At 69.0% G+C, this 22,672-nt stretch carries 22 protein-coding genes; 15 read left to right on the forward strand and 7 right to left on the reverse strand.

The window, feature by feature from the left end:
• The first annotated feature begins 49 nt into the window (after positions 1-49).
• The 3 genes from GNX95_RS40375 to GNX95_RS40385 all read left to right on the forward strand — a co-directional run bounded on the left by GNX95_RS40375 (position 50) and on the right by GNX95_RS40385 (position 5,387).
• Complete coding sequence (locus tag GNX95_RS40375) at positions 50-2,011, forward strand: glycosyltransferase family 39 protein (RefSeq protein ID WP_163513331.1); 1,962 nt, start codon at positions 50-52, stop codon at positions 2,009-2,011.
• Between the two features lie 107 nt (positions 2,012-2,118).
• The gene (locus GNX95_RS40380) at positions 2,119-3,363 is read left to right on the forward strand and encodes a bifunctional glycosyltransferase family 2/GtrA family protein (RefSeq protein ID WP_163513333.1); all 1,245 of its coding nucleotides are present in this window, start codon (positions 2,119-2,121) and stop codon (positions 3,361-3,363) included.
• The gene (locus tag GNX95_RS40385) at positions 3,360-5,387 is read left to right on the forward strand and encodes a glycosyltransferase family 39 protein (RefSeq protein ID WP_163513340.1); all 2,028 of its coding nucleotides are present in this window, start codon (positions 3,360-3,362) and stop codon (positions 5,385-5,387) included. The genes GNX95_RS40380 and GNX95_RS40385 overlap by 4 nt, the downstream gene beginning before the upstream one ends.
• A 16-nt stretch (positions 5,388-5,403) precedes the next feature.
• On the opposite strand, the gene GNX95_RS40390 is transcribed toward GNX95_RS40385, so the two are convergent.
• Positions 5,404-5,931, reverse strand: a complete 528-nt coding sequence (locus GNX95_RS40390) for a peptidase inhibitor family I36 protein (protein WP_163513342.1) — start codon at positions 5,929-5,931, stop codon at positions 5,404-5,406.
• Positions 5,932-6,077: 146 nt separating this feature from the next.
• Between GNX95_RS40390 and GNX95_RS40395 the strand changes: the two genes are divergently transcribed.
• From GNX95_RS40395 to GNX95_RS40420, 6 genes are all read left to right on the forward strand, one after another.
• Positions 6,078-6,434, forward strand: a complete 357-nt coding sequence (locus GNX95_RS40395; protein ID WP_163513344.1) for a VOC family protein — start codon at positions 6,078-6,080, stop codon at positions 6,432-6,434.
• Positions 6,435-6,436: 2 nt separating this feature from the next.
• Positions 6,437-6,778: an ArsR/SmtB family transcription factor gene (locus GNX95_RS40400; RefSeq protein WP_163513346.1), complete on the forward strand. Its 342-nt coding sequence runs from the start codon at positions 6,437-6,439 to the stop codon at positions 6,776-6,778.
• An 81-nt stretch (positions 6,779-6,859) separates the two neighbouring features.
• A complete protein-coding gene (locus tag GNX95_RS40405) occupies positions 6,860-7,345 on the forward strand; it encodes an SRPBCC domain-containing protein (RefSeq protein ID WP_163513348.1) in 486 nt (161 codons plus the stop codon).
• Positions 7,342-7,683, forward strand: a complete 342-nt coding sequence (locus GNX95_RS40410; protein WP_163513350.1) for a YciI family protein — start codon at positions 7,342-7,344, stop codon at positions 7,681-7,683. Before GNX95_RS40405 ends, GNX95_RS40410 begins: the two co-directional genes overlap by 4 nt.
• Before the next feature lie 299 nt (positions 7,684-7,982).
• A complete protein-coding gene (locus GNX95_RS40415) occupies positions 7,983-8,234 on the forward strand; it encodes a hypothetical protein (RefSeq protein WP_163513352.1) in 252 nt (83 codons plus the stop codon).
• 169 nt (positions 8,235-8,403) lie between these two features.
• Positions 8,404-8,721: a hypothetical protein gene (locus GNX95_RS40420; RefSeq protein ID WP_163513354.1), complete on the forward strand. Its 318-nt coding sequence runs from the start codon at positions 8,404-8,406 to the stop codon at positions 8,719-8,721.
• Between the two features lie 44 nt (positions 8,722-8,765).
• Here GNX95_RS40420 and GNX95_RS40425 read toward each other — a convergent pair whose 3' ends face one another.
• Genes GNX95_RS40425 through GNX95_RS40445 form a run of 5 tightly spaced genes read right to left on the reverse strand, consistent with a single transcriptional unit; the run spans position 8,766 to position 15,981 of the window.
• Complete coding sequence (locus GNX95_RS40425; RefSeq protein ID WP_163513356.1) at positions 8,766-9,920, reverse strand: VWA domain-containing protein; 1,155 nt, start codon at positions 9,918-9,920, stop codon at positions 8,766-8,768.
• Complete coding sequence (locus GNX95_RS40430) at positions 9,913-12,120, reverse strand: DUF5682 family protein (RefSeq protein ID WP_163513357.1); 2,208 nt, start codon at positions 12,118-12,120, stop codon at positions 9,913-9,915. The genes GNX95_RS40425 and GNX95_RS40430 overlap by 8 nt, the downstream gene beginning before the upstream one ends.
• An 8-nt stretch (positions 12,121-12,128) precedes the next feature.
• Positions 12,129-13,211: an ATP-binding protein gene (locus GNX95_RS40435; RefSeq protein WP_163513359.1), complete on the reverse strand. Its 1,083-nt coding sequence runs from the start codon at positions 13,209-13,211 to the stop codon at positions 12,129-12,131.
• Positions 13,208-14,698 (reverse strand): DUF5691 domain-containing protein, encoded by a 1,491-nt coding sequence (locus GNX95_RS40440; RefSeq protein ID WP_163513361.1) that lies wholly within the window; start codon positions 14,696-14,698, stop codon positions 13,208-13,210. The genes GNX95_RS40435 and GNX95_RS40440 overlap by 4 nt, the downstream gene beginning before the upstream one ends.
• Positions 14,695-15,981, reverse strand: a complete 1,287-nt coding sequence (locus GNX95_RS40445) for an SWIM zinc finger family protein (protein WP_222854303.1) — start codon at positions 15,979-15,981, stop codon at positions 14,695-14,697. Before GNX95_RS40445 ends, GNX95_RS40440 begins: the two co-directional genes overlap by 4 nt.
• A 433-nt stretch (positions 15,982-16,414) precedes the next feature.
• Between GNX95_RS40445 and GNX95_RS40450 the strand changes: the two genes are divergently transcribed.
• Genes GNX95_RS40450 through GNX95_RS40470 form a run of 5 tightly spaced genes read left to right on the forward strand, consistent with a single transcriptional unit; the run spans position 16,415 to position 21,003 of the window.
• The gene (locus GNX95_RS40450; protein ID WP_163513365.1) at positions 16,415-17,548 is read left to right on the forward strand and encodes an LLM class flavin-dependent oxidoreductase; all 1,134 of its coding nucleotides are present in this window, start codon (positions 16,415-16,417) and stop codon (positions 17,546-17,548) included.
• On the forward strand, positions 17,545-18,852 hold the full coding sequence (locus GNX95_RS40455; RefSeq protein ID WP_163513367.1) for an LLM class flavin-dependent oxidoreductase: 1,308 nt from the start codon (positions 17,545-17,547) through the stop codon (positions 18,850-18,852). The genes GNX95_RS40450 and GNX95_RS40455 overlap by 4 nt, the downstream gene beginning before the upstream one ends.
• Positions 18,849-19,373: an NAD(P)H-dependent oxidoreductase gene (locus GNX95_RS40460; protein ID WP_163513369.1), complete on the forward strand. Its 525-nt coding sequence runs from the start codon at positions 18,849-18,851 to the stop codon at positions 19,371-19,373. The genes GNX95_RS40455 and GNX95_RS40460 overlap by 4 nt, the downstream gene beginning before the upstream one ends.
• On the forward strand, positions 19,370-19,897 hold the full coding sequence (locus GNX95_RS40465) for a flavin reductase family protein (RefSeq protein WP_163513371.1): 528 nt from the start codon (positions 19,370-19,372) through the stop codon (positions 19,895-19,897). Before GNX95_RS40460 ends, GNX95_RS40465 begins: the two co-directional genes overlap by 4 nt.
• Positions 19,894-21,003 carry an LLM class flavin-dependent oxidoreductase gene (locus GNX95_RS40470; protein WP_163513373.1) on the forward strand — a complete coding sequence of 370 codons (1,110 nt, stop codon included), beginning with the start codon at positions 19,894-19,896 and terminating at the stop codon, positions 21,001-21,003. The genes GNX95_RS40465 and GNX95_RS40470 overlap by 4 nt, the downstream gene beginning before the upstream one ends.
• A gap of 322 nt (positions 21,004-21,325) precedes the next feature.
• On the opposite strand, the gene GNX95_RS40475 is transcribed toward GNX95_RS40470, so the two are convergent.
• Entirely contained in the window at positions 21,326-22,057 is a 732-nt protein-coding gene (locus GNX95_RS40475; protein WP_163513375.1) for a phosphatase PAP2 family protein, read from the reverse strand.
• 70 nt (positions 22,058-22,127) lie between these two features.
• Here GNX95_RS40475 and GNX95_RS40480 point away from each other — a divergent pair, with 70 nt between their 5' ends.
• A complete protein-coding gene (locus GNX95_RS40480; RefSeq protein WP_163513377.1) occupies positions 22,128-22,541 on the forward strand; it encodes a hypothetical protein in 414 nt (137 codons plus the stop codon).
• Positions 22,542-22,672: the final 131 nt, after the last annotated feature.

Genomic DNA, 22,672 nt, shown 5'->3' on the forward strand with positions numbered 1-22,672 from the left:
ACAGCGAGCGCACAACGGCGCCACAGCGGCTTTGGGAAACCTCGACCGTATGACGACCGACCTCTCTGTTGCCGGCTCCATCCCGGCGGACAAGCGAAAGTCGTGGCCACACACGCTCGTACGCGGCCGGGAGTCCGACGCCGCCTGGGTCCGGCCGGCGCTGATCGCGCTGCTCGCGGCGACGGCCCTGCTCTATCTGTGCGGACTCGGTGCGTCCGGCTGGGCCAACTCCTACTATTCGGCCGCGGTGCAGGCAGGCGCGCAGAGCTGGGAGGCGTTTTTCTTCGGCTCGTCCGACGCGGCCAACGCGATCACCGTCGACAAGACGCCACTTTTCCTGTGGCCGATGGAGATCTCCGCGCGGATCTTCGGGCTCAGCTCGTGGAGCGTCCTGGTGCCGCAGGCACTGGAAGGCATCGCCGCGGTCGGCCTCCTGTACGCGACCGTACGCCGCTGGTTCGGACCGGTCGCCGGCCTGATCGCCGGCGCCGCACTCGCCATGACACCGGTCGCGGTCCTGATGTTCCGGTTCAACAACCCCGACGCGATGCTCGTGCTGCTGCTGGTCGCCGGCGCGTACGCCTGCACTCGCGCGCTGGAAAACGGCAGCGCGAAATGGCTGATGCTGGCCGGCTCGCTGGTCGGTTTCGGCTTCCTGGCGAAGATGCTGCAGGCGTTGCTGGTGGTGCCGGCCTTCGCGATCACGTATCTGGTCGCCGCGCCACCAAAACTCGGCAAGCGCGTCTGGCAGTTGCTGCTTGCCGGAGTGGCCATGGTGGTGTCGGCCGGCTGGTGGATCGCGATCGTCGAGCTGTGGCCGTCGTCCAGCCGGCCGTACGTCGGTGGCTCGCAGACCAACAGCGTCCTTGAGCTGACCCTCGGATACAACGGTTTCGGCCGGATCACCGGAAACGAGACCGGCGGCCTGGGCAACCTGAACCAGGACGCCGGCATTTTTCGGCTCTTCGGCTCGGAGATGGGAAGTCAGATCTCCTGGCTGCTGCCGGCGGCCCTGCTGATGATCGTGGCTTTGCTGTGGCTGAGCGGAAAGTCGCCGCGGACTGACCGTACGCGTGCGGCTGTGCTGCTGTGGGGTGGCTGGCTGCTGGTGACCGGCCTGGTTTTCAGCCTGTCGCAAGGCATTATCCATCCGTACTACACCGTCGCCTTGGCACCCGCGATCGCCGCGCTCGTCGGCATTGGCGTCGTGCTTTTCTGGCGCCAGCGAGAGCAACTCGACGCGCGGCTCATCCTCGCGGTGACCGTCGCGGCGACCGCGGTCTGGTCGTTTGTCCTGCTGTCGCAGGCAGACTGGCTGCCGTGGCTGGCCTGGGTCGTGCTCGTCGCCGGACTGATCGGCGCGGTGGCCATCGCGGTCAGCAACCGGAGGGCCCGCTGGGTCACGGCGATCGCGGTCCTGGTCGCGATTTTCGCCGGAGCAGGTGGATCCACCGCGTACGCGGTGCAGACAGCGGGCACGGCACACACCGGCGCCATTCCGTCGGCCGGTCCATCCAGCCGACGTGGTGGTTTCGGCGGCGGCGGGCGGATGATCGTGATGGGGAACGCGAACGGGGTCCGGCCGCCTGGCAACGCCGGCAGCCAGGGCCGGCCACCTGGTGCTGGTCAGCGCGTCTTCGGCGGCGGTGGTCTGCTCGACGCCGGTACGGTGCCGACCGCGGTTTCGGCTCTGTTGAGGCAGAACAGCGGGTCGTACAGCTGGGTCGCGGCCGTGGTGCAGTCCAACAGCGCGGCCGGCTACCAGTTGGCGACCGGTCTGCCGGTGATGGCCGTCGGCGGCTTCAACGGTACGGACCCGTCGCCGACGCTCGCGGAGTTCCAGCGGTTGGTGGCGCAGCACAAGATTCATTACTTCATCGGTGGAAACGGCGGATTTGGCGGCCGGCAGGCCGTCAGCGGCAGCAACGCCTCGCAGCAGATCGCGACCTGGGTCGCACAGCATTACCAGGCACAGACGGTCGGCGGAGTCACGCTTTACGACGTCTCCTAGCCAACGAACACGTGTCCGTCAACGCGGATGAAACGGTGGAAAAACCTCATAGCCGGTTCACAGGCCGAGCACATAGGCACCATAGCCGGGTTTCAGATCGTCGGAGCATGACGACGACATCATCGCCACTGCCGGGGTCAGCCCGCGCGCTGGAGTCGCCGGCCGGTCCCGTCCTGGACGTGGTGATCCCCGTCCACAACGAGCAGGTGGATCTCGGGCCGTCGGTGCACCGGTTGCACGGTTATCTCCGCGCACATTTCCCTTATCCGTTCCGGATCACCATCGTGGACAACGCGAGCACCGACCGTACGCCCACGGTCGCGGCCGGCCTGGACGACGAATTCACCGAGGTCGCTTTCCTGCGGTTGGTGGAAAAGGGACGTGGACGCGCGCTGAAAGCCGCGTGGAGCCAGTCGGACGCGGCGGTGCTCGCGTACATGGACGTGGATCTGTCCACCGACCTCGCCGCTTTGCTGCCACTGGTCGCGCCGTTGATCTCCGGTCACTCGGACCTGGCGATCGGCACGCGGCTGTCTGGCAGCTCGCGAGTGGTGCGCGGACCCAAACGCGAGTTCATCTCGCGCACGTACAACCTGATTCTGCGCGGCACGCTCGGCGCGAGGTTTTCCGACGCACAGTGCGGATTCAAGGCGATCCGGCAGGACGTGGCCAGGCAGCTGCTGCCGATGGTCGAGGACACCGGCTGGTTTTTCGACACCGAGCTGCTGGTGTTGGCGCAGCGCGCCGGGCTGCGTACGCACGAGGTGCCGGTCGACTGGGTCGACGATCCGGACAGCCGCGTCGACATCGTGTCGACCGCGATCGAGGATCTCAAAGGTGTGTGGCGGGTCGGTCGGGGACTCGCCACCGGAGCCATTCCAGTCAGCCGGGTCTATCAGGAGCTCGGGCGCGCGCCGCTGGACCCGCCCGGCGGCGACGTCTCGGCCGGGTTTTTCCGCCAGGTCGTACGGTTTTGCTGCATCGGCGTCGCGAGCACCGCCGCTTACGCGGTGCTTTTCGTGCTGCTGCGCGGACTCGTGCCGGCGCAGGCGGCCAACCTGCTGGCGTTGCTGATCACCGCGATCGCCAACACGGCCGCCAACCGCCGGCTCACTTTCGGCATCCGCGGTCCGCGGCGCGCCGGCATCCACCAGCTGCAGGGCCTGTTCGTTTTCGCCCTCGGCCTGGCGCTGACCAGCGGAAGTCTCGCGTTGCTGCACTCGGTCAGCGCGCAGCCGCATTATCTGATCGAGCTGGCGGTCCTGGTGGTTGCCAACCTGGTCGCCACGCTGCTTCGGTTCGTACTGCTGCGCGGCTGGGTTTTCCGCGCACGGCAAGGAGAAAACCAGTGACGACCATTCTCGGCGACGACCTCACCGCGGCGGCCGAGCCGGCCCCGGTCCGGCGGACCGGCATCGCGTGGCACCGGCCCGCGCTCGCGGTGTTGCTGCTCGGCACGGCGGCGCTCTATCTGTGGAACCTCGGCGCGTCCGGATATGCCAACGATTTCTACGCCGCCGCCGTGCAGGCAGGCACGCAGGACTGGAAGGCGCTGTTGTTCGGCGCGCTCGACCCGGCCAACTTCATCACCGTCGACAAGCCGCCGGCGGCGCTGTGGGTGATGGGGATCTCCGGCCGGATCTTCGGTTTCTCCAGCTGGAGCATGCTCGCGCCACAGGCGCTGGAGGGCGTGGCGTCCGTCTTTCTGTTGTACGCGGCGGTGAAGCGCTGGAGCGGTCCGCTGGCCGGCCTGCTCGCCGGCGCGATCCTGGCGCTGACACCGGTCGCCGTGCTGATGTTCAAGTTCAACAACCCCGACGCCCTGCTCGTGCTGCTGATGGTGGCCGCCGGCTATTGCGTCGTACGCGCGATCGACGCGCTCAGCGTCAAAGCCAGCACACTCTGGATCGCGCTGGCCGGCGCGGCCATCGGGTTTGGTTTTCTCACGAAGATGTTGCAGGTCCTCCTGGTCGTGCCGGCCATGGCGCTGGTCTTTCTGGTTGCCGCGCAGGGCGGCTGGTGGCGGCGGATCTGGCAGCTGCTGGTGGCTGGCGGCGCGATCGTCGTGTCGGCTGGCTGGTGGTTGCTCGCCGTCGCGCTGGTGCCGGCGTCGCAGCGTCCGTACATCGGCGGCTCCACCGACAACAGTCCGCTCGAGCTTGCCTTTGGTTACAACGGATTGCAGCGAATCTTCGGCGGCGAACGCCGCGGTGGTGGTGGCATGCCCGCACCACCGGCAAACTTCGCACGTGAGCTTGAGCGCGCCGGTTTCACCAGCGGCGGTGGCCCTGGCGGTGGAGGATTCGGCGGCCAGTCCGGCATCACCAGGATGTTCGGGGAAAACTTCGGTACGCAGATTTCCTGGCTGCTGCCGGCGGCGCTGGTGGGTCTGCTGGTTGTCCTGTGGCTGACCCGAAAAGCCGCCCGTACGGACCGGGTCCGCGCCGGCCTGATCCTGTGGGGTGGCTGGATGGTGGTCACCGGCCTGGTGTTCAGCTTCATGAGCGGCATCATCCACGAGTACTACTCGATCGCGTTGGCACCGGGAATTGCCGCGACAGTCGCGATCGCGGTGACGTATCTGTGGCAGCGGCGCGCAGAATGGGTCGGCCGGATCACGCTCGCGGTGATCGCCGTGGTCACCAGCGTGTGGTCGTACGTGCTGCTGAACCGTACGGACTGGCTGCCGGTGCTGTCCTACATCGCCGCAGCGGCCGGAATCCTGACCGCCATCGCCCTGCTGGTCGGCATGAAACGCTGGCGCCACACGGCAACTGTGGCGATCGTCGCCGCGGTGCTCACCGCTTTCACCGGCACCGCCTCGTACGCGGTGGAAACCGCCGTGACCTCACACGACGGCTCGACGCCGAGCGCCGGTCCGGGTGGCAACACGCGAGGCGCCGGCCGCCTGGTCATCGCCACTCCACAAGGCACGTTCACCGGCCCGGCCAACGGCGGTGCGCCAAATCGGAACGCCGGTGGACGACCAGGCGGCACGACGAACGCGGCGCTGGTGAAGCTTTTGCAAGCGACCAACACGCGCTGGGCCGCCGCGACGACCGGCTCGCAGGAAGCCGCGCCGCTGGAGCTGGCCAGCAAGAAGGCGGTTATGGCGATGGGTGGTTTCTCCGGTGGCGACCCGGCGCCGACTTTGGCGCAGTTCCAGCAATATGTGGCGCAGGGTCAGGTGCGCTACTACCTCCCGGGCGGCCGGGTGGGTGGCGGTCCGCCGATGCCTTCCGGTCAACAGGGCCAAAACCGGCTCGGCGGCGGTCGCGGTGACAGCGGCGAGATCAGCACCTGGGTCGCGGCGCATTTCACGGCGATCACCGTCGGCGGCGAGACGATCTACGACCTGAGCCAGCAGATCAAATGATGCGCCAACCCGAAAATCAGAGGTCGCCGCAGGTGTCGAGCGAGGAGTAGATCGTCACCGAGCTGGCCTGGTCGTTGTCCGGGATGCCGACCTTCGGGTTCTTGCCGGACCGGCCGCTCATGCACCGCGAGGTGCCGGTGTTGTTGAAGCCGTACCACCAGCGTGCGTTGCGCGCGCTGGGGTTGTACCACGACGACATGATGTTGTCGAAGCCGTACGACGCGAGGTCATAACGGCCGGGGTAGTGGCCATTGAAGATTTCGACCTTCTTGTTGAGGTCGTACGGCCCGTTGTTGTAGTTGTCCGCCTCGTACAGGCAAAGCTCGACCGCCAGCTCGCACAGCTCCAGGCCGTGACCGCGCAGGTAGAGCGTCGCCGCCGGCCAGACGACGCGGTCGCCGGAGACCTTCCATCCCGGCGCGAGCTTGTCCGCGTCGATGCCGTTGGCGGCGAGGACCGCGCGGTCGTTCACCGCCGCGGCCGCCGGCGCCGCCGGAAGGCTCATGACAGCGGCCAGAACCGCCGCGAGATATCGCATCCGCATGCTTCCTCCTCAGACACACCGGCGACGTAGCGCCCGGCCACACGATGGCCGGCTCCGCTATGCCGCGACTAACCTCCCACTAACGACAGTTGACGCTAACGTTAGTCAGAGCTAACGTATGGCTTCTCGACGACGAGGAGGACGAGTTGGGAAACGCGGTCGCGTTTTTCGAGATCACCAGCGACAACCATCAGCGCGCGCAGGAGTTCTACGCCAAACTGTTCGACTGGAAGGTGCAGGCGGATCCGGCGATGGGTGGATACGCGGTGGTGGACACCGGAGCTGGCGAGAGTGCGGTGGCCGGCGGCATCGGGCCGTCGATGGCGCCCGGTGATGCCGGCGTGAAGATCTACCTGCGCGTCGACGACCTCGACGCGTACGTCAAGAAGGCCCAGGATCTGGGCGCGAAGGTGCTGGTCGAGCCGCAGGCACTGCCCGGTGACTGGGGGACCATCGCGGTCGTCAGCGACCCCGACGGCAACCCCGTTGGCCTCTGGAAATAGCGATGGACGAGCGCCAGACCGACGACGCACTCCGGGCGCTGGCCGAGCCGCGCCGGCGCGCGATCCTGCGGCTGGTGGCGACCGACGAGCTGGCCGCCGGGCAGATCGCGGCGGCCTTCGACGTCACGCGTACGGCGGTCAGCCAGCACCTGACCGTGCTCAAGTCGGCCGGCCTGCTGCACGAGCGTCGCGACGGCACGCGGCGGCTCTATCGCGCCAGGCCGGAGGGGTTGGCCGGGTTGCGCCGGTTCCTGGACGAGATGTGGTCGTCCAGCCTGGACGTGGCGCGCCGGCTGGTCGAGGCGGAACGAGGGCTCGATGACCAAGCCGAGCACACCGGCTAGCCGCCGGAAAGTCCGTTGGATGTGGACCAAAGCGCTGCACCGGGCCAGGCGGCTGGTGCGACTGGATGCGAGGAAGAAGCGATGACCAGCACGAAGCACCAGCGGCCGCCGGTCCGGCAGGCGACCACCGTACGCAGCGACGTCGAGCACACTTTCGACGTGTTCGTCAGGACGATCGGCCAGTGGTGGCCGGTTGTGCCGATCAGCGCGGGAAAGGAGCGCGTACGAGAGGTCACCGTCGAGCCGGGCGTCGGCGGCCGGTTGTACGAGACCTGGGACGACGGCACCACCCGGACCTGGGGTGAGCTCACCAGCTGGGACCCGCCGCGCGGTTTCGTGATGACCTGGTTCGCCTCCGCCGAGCCGACCGAGGTCGAGCTGACCTTCACCGCGCTCGGCCCGTCGCTGACCAGGGTTTCGGTGGAACACCGCGGCTGGGAGGCGCTGTCCGAGGCGCAGACGCACGCCGACTGCGCGGTGCCTGGCGCAGGCGGATACGCGGAAGGCTCGTACGACTGGGGCTGGACCAAAATCCTCGCCAACTTCACCGCGGCGATCGGGGAATGATGGAACTCGACTCCTACACGCTCGTCCTTTTCAAGGCCGGGCCGAAAAAACTCGACCCGGAGACCGAGCGGGAGCTGCGCGCCAAACATATCGCCGCGGCGATTCAGCGGCGTGAGGAAGGCCATCTGTTGTTGGCCGGTGCGGTGCCGGAGCCGGCGGCCGGCCTGCCGGTCACCGGTGTCGCGTTTTTCCGTACGTCCGCTGAGGAAACCCGCGAGCTGCTGGCGACCGATCCGGCCGGCCAGGCCGGCCTGTTCGAGACCGAGATCGTCACCTTCGTCTGTCAGAAAGGCTCGCTGCTTTCGCAGTCGGAACCCCCCTCGACGACGTCGCCATGAGTGGTTGGATGCGCACTGAGCGCACGTCCGCGGAGCTGGCGGTGTGAGCTCTTGTGCAAGTGCGTGTTTTAGCGATCCAGTCCTGCCGTTTACGCAGGTCAGGCGGCCATTTTTTACCGAATGATGGCGACTGTGACGGTGTTGGAGCGCTACTGTCGGTAGTCGGCCACGTTTCCTTGGTCGAAACGCAACCCCTGCTGGTCAACGGGTGGCACGAATATGGGATTCTGCCGGGGTGCTGACGGCTTAATGTCGTAGCTGTCAGCAGGACAGCATCCTTCCCGAGAGGCAGAGGCAGCATGACCGACTACGACCTGAACCACGACGGTGTCACGGACGCGGAGACCCACGACTACAACGGTGACGGTTACAGCGAGACCACCGTCTATGACCGCAACGAGGACGGCGTGGCCGACGCGGTCGGTGTCGACAGCAACGCGGACGGCTACAACGACACCGTCTACTACGACGACAACGAGGACGGACACGTCGACGGCTACTCGACCGACACCAACGGCAATGGCGTCGCCGACACCTACCACAGCGTGTGATCTGTCCGCCTTACGGGCCGGTTCTCCATCGCGGAGGCCGGCCCGTACGCGTGTTCCGACCAGCGGTTTCGTGCGTTTGCGGAGGTGGCACGAATATGGGATGGTACGCAGTCGATCCGGTCGTAAAGTAAACGTCAACACCGGAAACATTCCCGAAAGGCCAAACGCCATGTCCGACTACTCCATCGACCACGACGGTGACGGTCACGTCGACGGATATCACCACGACTTCGCCGGCGGTGGCAGCGAAGACGTGGTCGACACCAACAGCGACGGTCAGTACGACACGGTCTACGTCGACAGTGGCGGCGACGGCTACGTCGACCGGGTCTACACCGACTCCGACGGTGACGGCGTGCTCGACCACCGTTACGACGACACCAACGAAGACGGCGTCGTGGACCGCACCTCGGTCGACTCCAACGAGGACGGCCAGATCGACTTCAGCTATCGCGGCGGCAGCGCGCCGGAATACGGCACCAACTGATCGACCGAAGACGGCCGGCTTTCCTGGAGAAGGCCGGCCGTTTTCTATTGGCTGCGCAGCTGATAGCGCTCGGCCCAGCCAGTCAGGTCGCCGCGGGACAACGCCTCGGCGAGCAACTCCGGAAAGGCGTCCGGCGTGCAGGCAAAAGCCGGCACGCCGAGCGTCGCCAGGGCCGCCGCGTTTTCCCGGTCGTATGACGGCGCACCGGAATCGGACAGCGCCAGCAAGACGACGACCTGCACACCGGACGCCGTCATCGCGCGGATCCGGCGCAGCATCTCGGCGCGTACGCCGCCTTCGTACAGGTCGGAAATGAGCACGAAAAGCGTCTCGGTCGGCCGCGAGATGAGCGTCTGCGCGTACGCGATCGCCCGGTTGATGTCGGTGCCACCGCCGAGCTGCGTGCCGAAAAGTACTTCGACCGGATCGTGCAGCCGGCCGGTCAGGTCGACGACGTTGGTGTCGAAGGCGATGACCGACGTACGCAGCGCCGCGATGCTGGCCAGCACCGCGCCGAAAACTCCCGCGTAGACCACCGACTCGGCCATCGAGCCGGATTCGTCGATCGCCACGATCACGTCACGCTGGACGGCTTTCTGCCGCCGGCCGAAGCCGACCAGCCGCTCCGGGATGACCGTCCGCTGCGCCGGCTGATAATGCTTGAGGTTCGCCTGGATCGTGCGGCTCCAGTCGACGTCCGGCAGCTTCGGCCGGTGCGTACGCGAGGCCCGGTTGAGCGCTCCGGCGACCGCCGACCTGGTCGCCTGCGCGATCCGCTTCTCGACCTCGGCCACGACCGTCGCGACGACCTGCCGTGCGGTCGCCTTGGCCGTCTCCGGCATCGCCTTGTGCAGCGACAGCAGCGTGCCGACCAGGTGTACGTCCGGCTGCACGGACGCCAGCATCTCCGGCTCGAGCAGCAACTGCGCCAGGTTCAGCCGCTCGATGGCGTCGGCCTGCATGACCTGCACGACGCTGGACGGGAAGTACGTGCGGATGTCGGCGAGCCAGCGCGCCACCTTCGGCGCCGAGTCGCCCAGCCCGGCCGAGCGTGAGCCACCGCGCTCGGACGGCTCGTACAAAGCGTTCAGGGCGCCGTCGATCGCCTCGTCGTCACCGGAGACCGCGCCGAGCGCGGCACTTCCGGGATCGCCGAGCAGCAGTCGCCAGCGGCGCAGCCGCTCCCGCTCGTCAGCCATCCGGCGGCACCCCTATCAGCAGCGCGACGGTGGCGACCGCGCCGGCGGCCCGGTCCGCGTCGATGTCGTCGGCGGCGCCGATCCTCACCCCGGTCGCGGTCTGCTTGAGTTTGTCGGCCAGGTTGCGCCGCTCGCCGCCCGGCAGCGCGCCAAACGTACGCCGCAGCAACGGCAGCACCGACACGAAATCCTCACTGTCCAATGTGGACACCCAGTCGTCCAGGATGCGCAGCAGCTCCGGATCGTTGAGCAGCAACAGGCCGCCACCGGCCAGGAACCCCTGGATCCAGGCGGCTTTCGCGTTGGCGCCGGCGCCGACCGACAGCGCGGCCGACAGCCTTTTCGCCGCCTCCTCGGCCTCCAGCCGGCCGCTGTCCAGCAGCAGCCGTACGAGCCGGCCGACCAGCAGGCCGTGCACGTCGCGGCGGTCGATCAGGCCGGCCAAGGTGTCCAGCCAGCGATCGCGTACGGACTCGTCGTCACGCAACGCGACCGCGGCGTGCACCTCCTCGACGCTGCGGCTCATCTGCGCCGCGCCGGCGTCGTCGAGCGACCCGATGCCAGCCGGCAGACCAGCGCAAACGCGCACCAGGATGGCGTCGGTGACGGCGCCGAGCGCGCCGGTGTCGGTGCCGCGCACGTCCCCATAGCGCAGCGACCGCGCGAGCGCCGGCAGGGCGGCCATCAGGTGCGCGATGTCCAGGTCGACGGCGGCCTTCGCGTCCAACGCCGCGAGCACGGCGGCCAGCGCCTCCGGCAGGTCGGAGAGCAGCGTCCGCTCGACCGTGTCGGTCACGCCGGCCAGCGTGTCGGCCGTCTCGGCGTCCTCGACCAGCCGGTTCGCGGCCGCTGCGGCCACGGTCGTGCCCCACCGCGCCGCGTCGATCACCGCGACCGACAGCTCCGGACGCCAGGCGAGCGTCCACGACTCGGCGAACGTACCGGTGTGGCGGACCTGCGAGTCGGCCATCTCGGCCCAGTCGATGCCGATCGCCAGCAGCCGGTGCAGCAGCCGCGACTTGTCCCGGTCGTTGGGTTTGCGCAGGTCGAGGGTGATGGTCTTCTCGTTGGCGGAGATCTGCAGCCGCAGCCGGCGAGCCTGCGCGCGCAGGTCGGCCTCCAGCGGCACGGTCGGCGCGGCCGGTGGCACGCGGCCGAGCTGCTCGCCGATCACCAGTTTGCGGGTGACGAGATCCACCAGCATGTCGTCGCCTTCGCAGAGCACCGAGCGGGTCGCCTCGGTCAGCTCGGCCAGGCCGGCCAGCGATCGTCCGCGCAATGCCGCCAACGTCTCGGCCAGCCGCGCCGCCTCGATGACGTGCGCCGAGGACACCGGCAGGTCCTGCTCGCGCAGCGTGGCCGCGACCGCGGTCAGCCAGCGTACGACCGGCCGGTCGGTCGAGGTGAACAGGTGGTGATACCAGCCGGGCGAGATGATGCCGGCGCCATAGCCGGAAGCGGCGGCGATCCGCGTGTGCGTCCACGGCACCCAGGTCAGCTGCGCCTTTTTCTTCGCCAGGCCGGTGAGCAGCTGGCGATCGGCTGTGGCGGAAGGAAAAGGCGGCAGCAATGCCGGAGAATGCCACGCGCCGCACACCACCGCGATCGGGTCTTTGCCTTCCTTCACGGCTTTCCGGATGGTCGTACGCATGTGTGCTTCACGTTTGTCTTCCCAGGCCTTCTCGCCGGCGGAGACTTCCGGAGCCGCCTGGCGCAGCTCGGTCATCGCCTCGATCACCGCCGGAAACGGGCTCACGCCGGAGTCCGCGCGGGTTTCGATGACCGCGTCCCACCAACGCTCCGGATCGTCGTAACCGGCCGCAGCGGCCAGCATGCCGAGTGGATCGGCGGTCGCCTCGCCGTCCTGGTCGTCGTCCTTGTGCGCGAGGTTGGCGCTGGCCGGCAGATCGCAGAACCGTACGGGCACGCCTGCGCGCAAGGCCCACTGGATCGCCTGCCATTCCGGCGAAAACGTGCTGAACGGCCAGAACGAGGCCACCCTCGGCCGGTCCGGCAGATACGCCAGCAGCGCCACCGGCGGCACCATGTCCGGATCGCCGGCCAGCTCGACCAGCGCGTCGGCCTCCGGCGGTCCTTCGATCAGCACGATCTGCGGCCGCAGGCGATCCAGCTCCGTCACCACGGCTCGGGCCGAGCCGGGGCCGTGATGGCGAATCGGAAGGATGCTGACGACACTCATTCAGGCCGTCACCCGGTGACCTCGCGGCACGCTCGATAGAAATCGGCCCAGCCGTCGCGTTCGCGGACGACCGCCTCGAGATATTCCACCCAGGCAACGCGATCCGAGACCGGGTCGCGTACGACCGCGCCGAGAATGCCGGCCGCGATGTCGGCCGGCCGCAGCACGCCGTCGCCGAAATGCGCGGACAATGCCAATCCGTTGGTGAGCACCGAAATCGCCTCGGCGGTGGACAACGTGCCGGACGGCGACTTGAGTTTCGTACGCCCGTCTTCGGTGCCGCCCGAGCGCAGCTCGCGGAAAACCGTGACCACCCGCCGGATCTCGGCCACCGCGGCCGGGATTTCCGGCAGCTGCAGGGAACGTCCGAGCTGCTCGACCCGCCGTGCGACGATCTCGACCTCTTCCTCGGCGGTCGCCGGCAACGGAAGCACGACCGTGTTGAAGCGCCGGCGCAGAGCGCTGGACAGCTCGTTGATGCCGCGGTCGCGGTCGTTGGCGGTCGCGATCACGTTGAAACCGCGCGCGGCCTGCACCTCGCTGCCGAGCTCCGGCACCGGCAGCGTCTTCTCCGACAGGATCGTGATCAGCGCGTCCTGCACGTCGCTCGGGATGCGGGTCAGCTCCTCCAGCCGGGCCAGCCGGCCTTCGCGCATCGCGGTCATCACCGGGGAGGGCACCATCGCACCCTCGGTCGGTCCTTCGGCGAGCAGCCGCGCGTAGTTCCAGCCATAGCGGATCGACTCCTCGGCCGTGCCGGAGGTGCCCTGCACGAGCAGCGTCGAGTCGCCGGAGACGGCCGCGGCCAGGTGCTCGGAGACCCAGGTCTTGGCCGTGCCAGGCACTCCGAGCAGCAACAACGCGCGGTCGGTGACCAGGGTGGCGACGGCGACCTCGACCAGCCGGCGCGGACCGACGTACTTCGGCGTGATCACCGTGCCGTCGGTGAGCGTGTCGCCGAGCAGATACGTGACGACGGCCCACGGCGACAGCCGCCAGCGCGGCGGCCGGGGACGGTCGTCGGTCTTCTCCAGCGCCGCGAGCTCCGCCGCGTACTCCTGCTCGGCGTGCGGCCGCAGCAACTCGGTCAACGTAAACCCTCCAGCATGTGGCGTCGGATGTCGATCAAGGTCGCGGCGCGGCGCAACGCCGGCTCGGCGCGGCTCTGGCTGAACCGCTCGGCCAGGCCGCGGAGCAGCTCGGCGATCCGTACGCTCGACTCGTCGGCCACCGCGCGATAGCCGATCAGCTCGATCGTCGTGCGCGGCACGTACGACTTCGGATCCTCGGCCAATGCTGCCAGCACCGCGGTCGACAGCTCCGGCGGCCACGGCCGCGCGCAGCTGCTGAGCAACGTCAGCGCACGCTGGCCGTCATGGCTGAGCGCGGTCGCGACGGCGTTTGTGCGTACGTCCGGAGGCAGGAGCGCCAGCAGGGGTTGGCAGCGATACGGTCCGAGCGCCTTGACGAAGGCGGTGGCCCAGGTCAGCTCCTCCTCCAGCTGCGTGGCCTCCATCCAGCCGGTGCGCAGCTCGCCGCCAAAGGGCTGGTTGTCGGTCATCGCCAGCAGCTCGGCCGGCGGCAGCTGCTCCGACCAGGTGCGCAGCGGCGTGGCCGCGATGACCTGCCGCAGCCAGAACGCGGAAAGGCCCTCGCCCTGTCGGCCGGGTTTCTCGGCGATGCCGTCCGCGCGCATGCCGGCGTCATAGCCGGGTGTCGCGATCAGCATCCGGTGCCGCCCGAGCCGCCGCTTCTCGATCGTGACCAGCAGCCGCGCCCGCTCGGCCATCCGCTGGGAGCGGCCGGAGTCGGGCAGCCGGCGCAGCAGGTCCCAGGCGATCTCGCGCACCTCGCGGCGGCGGTCGGCGGCGGCGAGGTTGAGCGCGTCCTCGTCGGCGTCGGACAGGCCCTCGGCGAAGGCGGCCAGCAGGTCGCGGCGCTCCGGCAACGCCTCGGTGTCCCAGCCGGCCATCAGCGCCTCGCGGGCCGCGCCGGGGTCGTGCCGGCGCGCGGCCGCGAAGGCATCGCGCCGGGTCAGCGGGTCGGCGACGCGCCAGTCGTCCGGCAGCGGCGCGGCGATCTCGCCGTACGCGAGCAGCTTGCGCCACTCCGGCCGCTGCGCGGCCAGCCAGCGGCCCCGCTCGCCGACCACCTCCACCAGCGGCTTGGCCAGGTCGCCGTGCATCGCCGCACGGTCGAGCAGAGCCGGGATGCGGGCCTCCGGCGCGCGGAAGCCGGCAGCGGTCATCGCCGTCACCAGCTCGTCCAGCAGGATCGTGTCGCCGCCGGCGAGGATGTCCGTCAACGCGGCGCTGACCAGCGCAGATGCCGTCGGCAGCCGGTCGTCCGGTGCCGGCCGCGGAGTCGCGACCGGCGACTGCAGCGGCTTGCCGGCGCGCCGATAGGCGGTCATGAACGCGGCCGCGTCGAGCAGCGTGCCAGGCGGGTCCGGCGGCTGGTGCAGGTCGGCCACCTCGCGCAGCGACCTGGCGACCGGCGGCGGCAGCTTGGCGATGTCGAGCCGGCGCCGCGCGGTGCCGACGGTGGCAGCGGCGACTACGTCGTCCCAGGTCGTCACAGGGACACCACCGCTGTCGGCGTCAAGGCGGAGACGACGCGTACGCCGGTGGCCGTCCACTCCGCGAGCACGTCCACCGGCCGCCCACCGGAGACCGCCAGCAACGGCCACGGATCGGCGGCGTACAGCGGCACGGTCGCGTCCGCGACCAGCAGCCACTCGTCGTCGTGGTGTACCGGCGTGACCTGGCTGAGCAGCACCGGCCACGACTCCAGCCACGGGTTGGCGGCCAGCGCCTGCGACCAGCGCTTCGCCGCCTCCGCCATGGTCAGCTTGCCGTCGATCGCGGTGATCCGCTGCGGCTCGCCGCGGTTGTTGCCGGCCAGCGCGCGCAGGCCGTCGGAGGCCGGATAGAAGTGCAGGTCGGCGACCACTTCCTCGCCGGGCACGAACGAGTTGTCGAGCAGCTGGCCGTTGGCGGCGAAGGACAGGATGAGCGCCGGCCGTCCGGTCCGCGCGCCGCGCAGCCAGATGCGGCGCGTACGGATCCGGGTGTCCTCGCTGTCTCGCCAGCCGAGCACCTGCCAGGTGTCGGTGACCGGTGGGGTGGCCAGCACGTCCTCCCGGCTGACCGGATAGCCGATCTCGGCGCGTACGGCGGCGGCCAGCGGCGCCGGCAGCTCGCCGAGCCGGCGGTGTGCGCGTACGAGCAGGCGCAGCATGCCGTACTCGGCCAGCACCGCGTCGGTCCAGCCGGGACCGACCGTGCTCAGCCGGCGCAGCTTCGTCGCGATGCTCTGTGCCTGCGCGTCGACCATCCGCGCGGCCATCGCGTCCAACTGCGCGTATCCGCCGCGGGTCAGGCCGGCCAGGCCGGTGCGCACCTGGTCGCTCAGCCACTGGTCGAGCTCGTCCAGGCCGGCGCTGACCCTGGCCTCGCGCTGCTCCGCTCGCCGTGCCTGCGCGACCGGATCCGGCGTCCTCGGCGTCTTTTCCAGCGACTTTGCCGCGCGCTCCTCCAGCCACTCGGCGGCCCACGGCGGCACCGGCTTGTCCGTGACCTTGCCTTCCGACCAGTGCAGCAGCAGTGCGAGCGCGTGCTTGCAGGGAAGCTTGCGGCTCGGACACGTGCACTTGTATGCCGGGCCGGTCAGGTCGGTGACCACGCGGTAGGTCTTCAGGCCGCTGCCTTCGCAGATCCCCCAGACCGCGGTCACCGTCTGTGTGTCGGCGCTGCCGGTCTCCAGCCACGGGTTGCTCCTGGCGACCACGCGCGCCGCCCGCACCGACGCCTCATCCGACGCCAGCGCCAGCACGCGCTCCACCACCCAGGGCCGACCCACACTGGCGAGCGTATCGATGCCGGGTGACATCCCGGCGCCGTACGGACCGACTCGACCGACGACCCGCGCTGCCGCCCGACGTTCGCAGGGGACCCTTACATGCGTCAGGCGTACGTAAGGGTCCCGTGGCGCGCGTACGGGAATAGAAGGCGGGTCACAGGGCATTTGCATTGCTAACGCTCCGGGACGCGCCGTACGGTAGCGGATGACTCCGGCCGCGGCGGCCGGCTGGCCTCGCAGTGCGGCGGGACCGAGATCATGACTCTCGTGGAGGCGACATGCGCTGGAGGTTGGGTCTGACCCAACGCCGCCACGTCGACCTCGGCCGCGTCCACAGCTCCACCTGTCGCTGATTCCCGCCTTTCCGCCACCTGGCCGGCAGTCGGCGCGCGACGCCTGGGTTTCCGGCCGCCACGGCCCGAAACGGAGTCTCATGCCAGCACTTTCCCGACCGATCCTCGGCATCGCCGCCGACGCGGCCGGCCATCACCCGGCCGGCTGGACGCAGTCGTCGGCCGATCCGCGTACGTTGCTCACCGCCGGCTATCACGTCGGCCTCGCTCAGCTGGCCGAACGCGGCCGGTTCGACTTTCTCACCATCGCCGACTCGTTCGCGCCGGGTCCGGAGACCGACGCGACCGCCAGTGGCCGGTTGGACGCGTTGTTGACCGCGGCCAGGGTTGGTCCGGTGACACGGCACATCGGCCTGCTGCCGACCGTCACGACCACCCACACCGAGCCGTTCCACGTGTCGAAATCGTTGGCCACGCTGGATTTCGTCAGCCTCGGCCGGGCCGGCTGGCAGGTCGAGGTGTCGCGTACGGCCGCCGAGGCCGCGCACTTCGGACGCAAAACCGTTGCTCCATCGGACAAACTCTGGTCCGAGGCCAGCGACGCGATCGATGTCGTACGCCGCCTGTGGGACAGCTGGGAGGACGACGCGGAAATCCGCGACGCCGCGACCGGTCGGTTCATCGACCGCGACAAACTGCATTATGTCGACTTCTCCGGTGAGTTTTTCTCCGTACGCGGACCGTCGATCACTCCGCGGCCGCCGCAGGGCCATCCGCTGATCGCCGTACGCGTCGACGATCCGGAGGCGGTCGCGGTCGCCGCGCGGTGGGCCGACATCGTACGCACCGCGGCAAAAGACATCACCGAGGCGGCCGCGATTCGTGAGCGCGTACGCGCCGAGATCGCCGCCAACGGACGCGACCCGGACGAGGTCGCCTTCCTCGTCGACGTGGCGACGACCGTCGCCGAGACGGCCGCCGAAGCGACCGCGTTGGACGAAAGACTCAATGCCCGCAAGCATTTCACGCCACCGGGCCTGACCTTTGTCGGCGGCGGCGCGGAACTCGCCGAGCGGATCGAGGAATGGCGGGCGTACGTCGACGGATTCACCCTGTCGGCGGCCGTCCTGCCGCAGGGCCTGGAAGCGATCGTCGACCACACCATTCCGGTGTTGACCGATCGCGGCATCCATCCGCGGGCGTACCCGCCTGGGTCGTTCCGTGAGCGGTTTGGCCTGCGCCGGCCGGAAAACCAGTACGCGGAGGCGACATGACCAAGCAGATCCACCTCGCGGCGCATTTTCCCGGCGTCAACAACACCACGGTCTGGAGCGACCCGCGCTCCGGCAGCAACATCGACTTCAGCGGCTTCGTCCATCTTGCCAAGACCGCCGAACGCGGAAAGATGGACTTCTTCTTCCTCGCCGAGGGCCTGCGACTTCGCGAGCAGCGCGGCAAAATCCACGATCTCGATGTGGTCGGCCGGCCGGACACCTTCACCGTGCTCGCCGCTCTCGCGGCGGTGACCGAGAAACTCGGCCTTGGCGGCACGATCAACGCGACCTTCAACGAACCGTACGAGCTGGCCCGGCAGTTCGCCGCGCTCGACCACCTTTCCGGCGGCCGCGCGGCGTGGAACGTCGTCACCTCCTCTGACGCGTTCACGGGTGAGAACTTCCGTCGCGGCGGCTATCTCGACCATGCCGCGCGATATGACCGCGCGGCCGAGACGGTGCAGACGGCACGAGAGCTGTGGGACACCGGAGTCGGCGAGTTTTCCCACCAGGGCAGGCAGTTTGACATCCACGGCGAGTTCAACACACCGACTCCGCCGCAGGGACATCCGGTCGTCATCCAGGCCGGCGACTCCGACAGCGGCCGGGAATTCGGCGCGGCCACCGCGGACGCGATTTTCTCCGCCCATGGCACGTTGGCGGCCGGCCAGGCCTTCTACCGGGACGTGAAAGGCCGGCTGGCGAAATACGGGCGTACGCCCGACCAGCTGAAAATCCTGCCGGGCGCCACCTTCGTGCTCGGCGACACCGACGAGGAGGCGCGCGAAAACGCGCGACAGATCCGGTTGCGGCAGGTCGGTCCGCAGACCGCGATCGCCTTCGCCGAGCAGCTGTGGAACCGCGATCTTTCCGCGTACGACCCGGAAGGACCGCTGCCGGACCTCGAGCCGGCCGACGACGCCGTGTCGATTTCGCAGGGTCGCGCGCGTACGCACCGCGACCGGCTGACGAGCGTCGAGCGGTGGCGGCAGATCGCCGCGGAAAAGGGCCTCAACCTCCGGCAGACCGTCATCGAGGTCACCGGCCGGCAATCCTTTGTCGGCACACCGCGGAAAGTCGCTGAGGAGATCAACGCGTACGTGCAAAGGGACGCGGCCGACGGCTTCATCCTGATCCCGCACCTGACCCCGACCGGCCTGGACGAGTTCGTCGACAAGGTCATCCCGGAGTTGCAGGAACGCGGCGTCTTTCGCGGTGACTACACCGGAAACACCCTACGCGACCATCTGGACCTGGCGCCGGTCGGGCAGGACGACCGACGGAGCGGAGTGATCTCGGCATGAGCGAGGCTTTGACGCTGATCGGCCACCCACGGGCCGGCTCGCGCACCGGCGCGCTGGCGCGGGCGGTGGCGACCGCGATCGGTGGCAGCGTGCCCGGCCTGGACGAGTGGCGGACACTGGAGCTCGCCGAGGTCGTCCAGGTGCGGATCGCCGGCCAGCCCGACGACCGGCCGACGCCGCCGGCCACCGGCGACGATCCTTTCACGCTGGTGAAAAGCGCGCGGCTCGTGGTGGTGGCGACGCCGTCGTTCAAGGGGACCTACACCGGCCTGCTCAAGGCATTCATCGACCTGCTGCCGCCGGGACATCTCGGTGAGACGGTCGTGGTGCCGATCGCCGTCGCCGGCTCCGACGCGCACGTACAGTCCACATCGGACACTCTGCGCGCGGTGCTTGTCGAGGTCGGCGCGACCGTACCGGTGGTGCTGGGTGTGCCGGAGTCGGCGCTGGCCGAAAGTGACGCGATAGCACAGAAGTTCGTCGCCGATCGCGCCGCCGAGATCGCACGGGCGCTGGCATGAGCAGCCTGGCGGCCCTGGTGAGCGACGCCCGGCCGGACGGTGTCGACCTGATCTTCCGCGAGGTTTTCCGGCGGCACGCGGTCGGTGTCGCGGTCGTCACGGCCGGCGTCGACAAGCCGGTCGGTTTCACCGCGACCTCGCTGGTCTCGGTGTCGGCCGAGCCGCCGTTGCTCAGTTTCAACATTTCCAAAACGTCATCGAGCTGGCCGACCGTCTGCCGGTCGGAGCACCTGGCGATCCACCTGCTCGCCGAACACCAGGGTGCGGTGGCGACCGTCTTCGCGACCAGCGGCATCGACCGGTTTGCCGAGGTGCCGGGGTGGCGCCGCGGACCGTACCAGGTGCCGCTGCTGCCCGACGCGCTCGCACATCTGGTCGCTCGCGTGCACACTCGGATCGACGCCGGTGATCACGCGGTCGTGATCGCCGCGGTGCTCGACGGCGCGCACACGGACGCCGCGCCGCTGGTCGCGCACCAAGGTGGCTGGACCGGACTGCGGCAACGACAGGGAGACAGCAGATGACCCGACTGTCCATTTTGGACCTGTCGCCGGTCGGCGCTGGCGGCACTGCCGCGCAGGCCGTCCATAACAGCGTCGACCTGGCGCGAAAGGCGGAGGCGGCTGGATATCACCGTTATTGGCTGGCCGAGCATCACATCGCACCTGGCGTGGCCAGCTCGGCCACCGCGGTGCTGATCGGCCAGATCGCGGCCGCGACGAAGACGATCCGCGTCGGCTCCGGTGCCGTCCAGCTCGGCCATCACACCGCGCTGTCGGTCGCGGAGGAATTTGGCACGCTGGCGGCGTTTTACCCCGGCCGCATCGACCTCGGCCTCGGCCGCTCCGGCCACCGTAAGCCACCACCGCCCGGCGTGAGAATTCCGGAACCGCCGCGTGGCGAACGAAAGGTCGTCGACGGCCTGGTCGTTCCGGCCGGATTTCCGATCACGCCGATGGCCACCTCGCCGCGGCTGGTGTTGGAAAACCGGCTGATTCACCTGCCGGGCGCCGAGCCGGTCGATTACGGCGACGCCGTACACGACATTTTGGCCTTCCTCAACGGAAACTACAGCTTGGATGGGTTGGAGGCGCACGCCACGCCCGGCGAGGGCGCGGACGTGCAGCCGTGGATCTTCGGCAGCAGCGGTGGTGAAAGTGCGATCTTGGCTGGAAAGCTTGGCCTGCCCTTTGCTGCCAGCTATCACGTGGCGCCGGCCAAGGTGCTGGAGGCTGTGGCCGGCTATCGTGAGGCTTTCCGTCCGTCCGAACGGTTTCCGCGGCCGTACGTGGCGGTCAGCGCCGACATCGTGGTCGCCGACTCCGACGAGCGCGCCGCCGAGCTGGCTTCGCCGTATGGCCTGTGGGTCCTCAGCATCCGCTCCGGTCGCGGCGCGATTTCCTTTCCCACGCCGGAAGAAGCCGCCAAACATGAGTGGACCGACGAGGAACGCGAGCTGGTTGTCGACCGGCTGGACACGCAGTTTGTCGGCTCACCGGCGACGGTCGCGGAAAAACTGCGTACGCTCCAACGCGTCACCGGCGCCGACGAGCTCATCTTGACCACCATCACGCACGACTACGCCGACCGAGTCCGCTCACACCAACTCATCGCCGCCGAACTCGCCTGACGCGGCTCACGCGGAGAAAAGAATGCGGCCCCTCACGGGGCCACCCCGCTGGTCGTAGCCAGCATCGTCCTTCCAGCATACCCGACGTTCGCCGGTTTTTATCCACCTCTCTACGATTTGGCTGTCAGGCAATAGGCCCGCACGGGGAGGAGGCCGCCGAACGATGCCGACGTCGTGGCTTCATTGATGAGGCACATCTGCGCTCGTCTCTTTTACCGGACAGTGTGCATATCCCAGGCAAAGGACGTGCGTGTCGGCCAGCCACGTGGTGCGGTTGACGAGCCGCCGATTGGCGTGACCTCTCAGTTCCCCCAACAGTCTCTCAAGCGCGGGGTGGGCGTGAGCGTTGCAGGCGCGCGGTCAGGGACCGTACGGACCGGCGAAACGGCGGATGACTGGCGACCCCGGCTCCAACCAGCACCAGGGTCAGCCAGCCGAGTCCGACCATGGTCCCGGCGAGTACGTCGGTCAGCCAGTGCACGCCGAGATAGACGCGGCTGACCGACACCGCGACGACCATCGCACCGGCCGCCAGCGCGACGGTCAGCCGCGCCCACAGCGCGCGTACGAGGCAGCAGCCGACGAAGGCCAGCACGCTGTACGTCGACGCCGACAGCAGGGCGTGGCCGGACGGGTACGAGTAGCCGCCGGCGTTGGACAGCCAGAAGCCGTGCGGCGGCCGGGCCCGGTGGACCAGCACCTTGGCGGTCGTACTCACCAGCTCCGCGCCGACCAGCGTCACCAGCACCAACACCCCCGGCCAGATCGATCGCAGCCGCCACATCCCCAGCGCCGCCACCGCCAGCGCGACCACGACCAGGCCGGGACCGGCGCCGAGCGCGGTGACGGTGGCGAAGAAGCCGGTCAGCGGCGCGGCGCGGTGGTGTACGGCGAACGCGAGCACCGGCTGGTCCCAGCCGGCGATCCCGTCCCGCTCGTTGACCGCGTCCAGCAGCGCCAGGAACCCGAAGGTCAGCACGAGCAGCGCGATGACACCGGCCGCGACCAGCTGGCTGAGCCGCGGCCGGCTGGACCGGACGAGGGAGGTGCTCACGGCCAACCACACTACGAGCCGGACGCGAGTCGTTCGGCCGTTCCGTGCAGGACGGCGGCATACTGAGCCTATGCCGGTCGTACGGTTGATGGGACGCGCCTTCCACGAGATCTACCGGGTCGTCCGCGGCACGACGCCGACCCACCAGCACCTTCGCGAGCGGCTGGTCTTCCTGTTCGTGCTCAGCGTGGTCGTCGACCTGATCTCCAGCGCGGTCATCCTGTACGCCGAGCACGCGGCTCCGGGGACCCAGATCCACACGTACGGTGACGCGTTCTTCTGGACGACCGGCCAGCTGCTGACGGTGTCGTCCAACCTCGCCAACCCGATCAGTCCGCTGGCGCGAGCGGTCGACATCGGGCTGGAGTTCTACGCGATCACCGTGGTCGCCTCGCTCGCCGGCTCGATGGGGGCCTTCTTCCATCGCCGCGGCCTGGAACGTCATCCGATGCACCTGCCACCGGCCACCACCGACCTCAGCTGACGAGGCATTTTCCGGATCGGAAATTGCCATGACGCCGCGTAGGGGTGGGGTAACTCACCTACTGAGACGATCACGACACCGGAATGCCGGCGAGTGTGCGATTCCGCCGGATTCTCGCGGGGAATACACAG

This window comes from Fodinicola acaciae, from assembly GCF_010993745.1.
GTDB lineage: Bacteria > Actinomycetota > Actinomycetes > Mycobacteriales > HKI-0501 > Fodinicola > Fodinicola acaciae.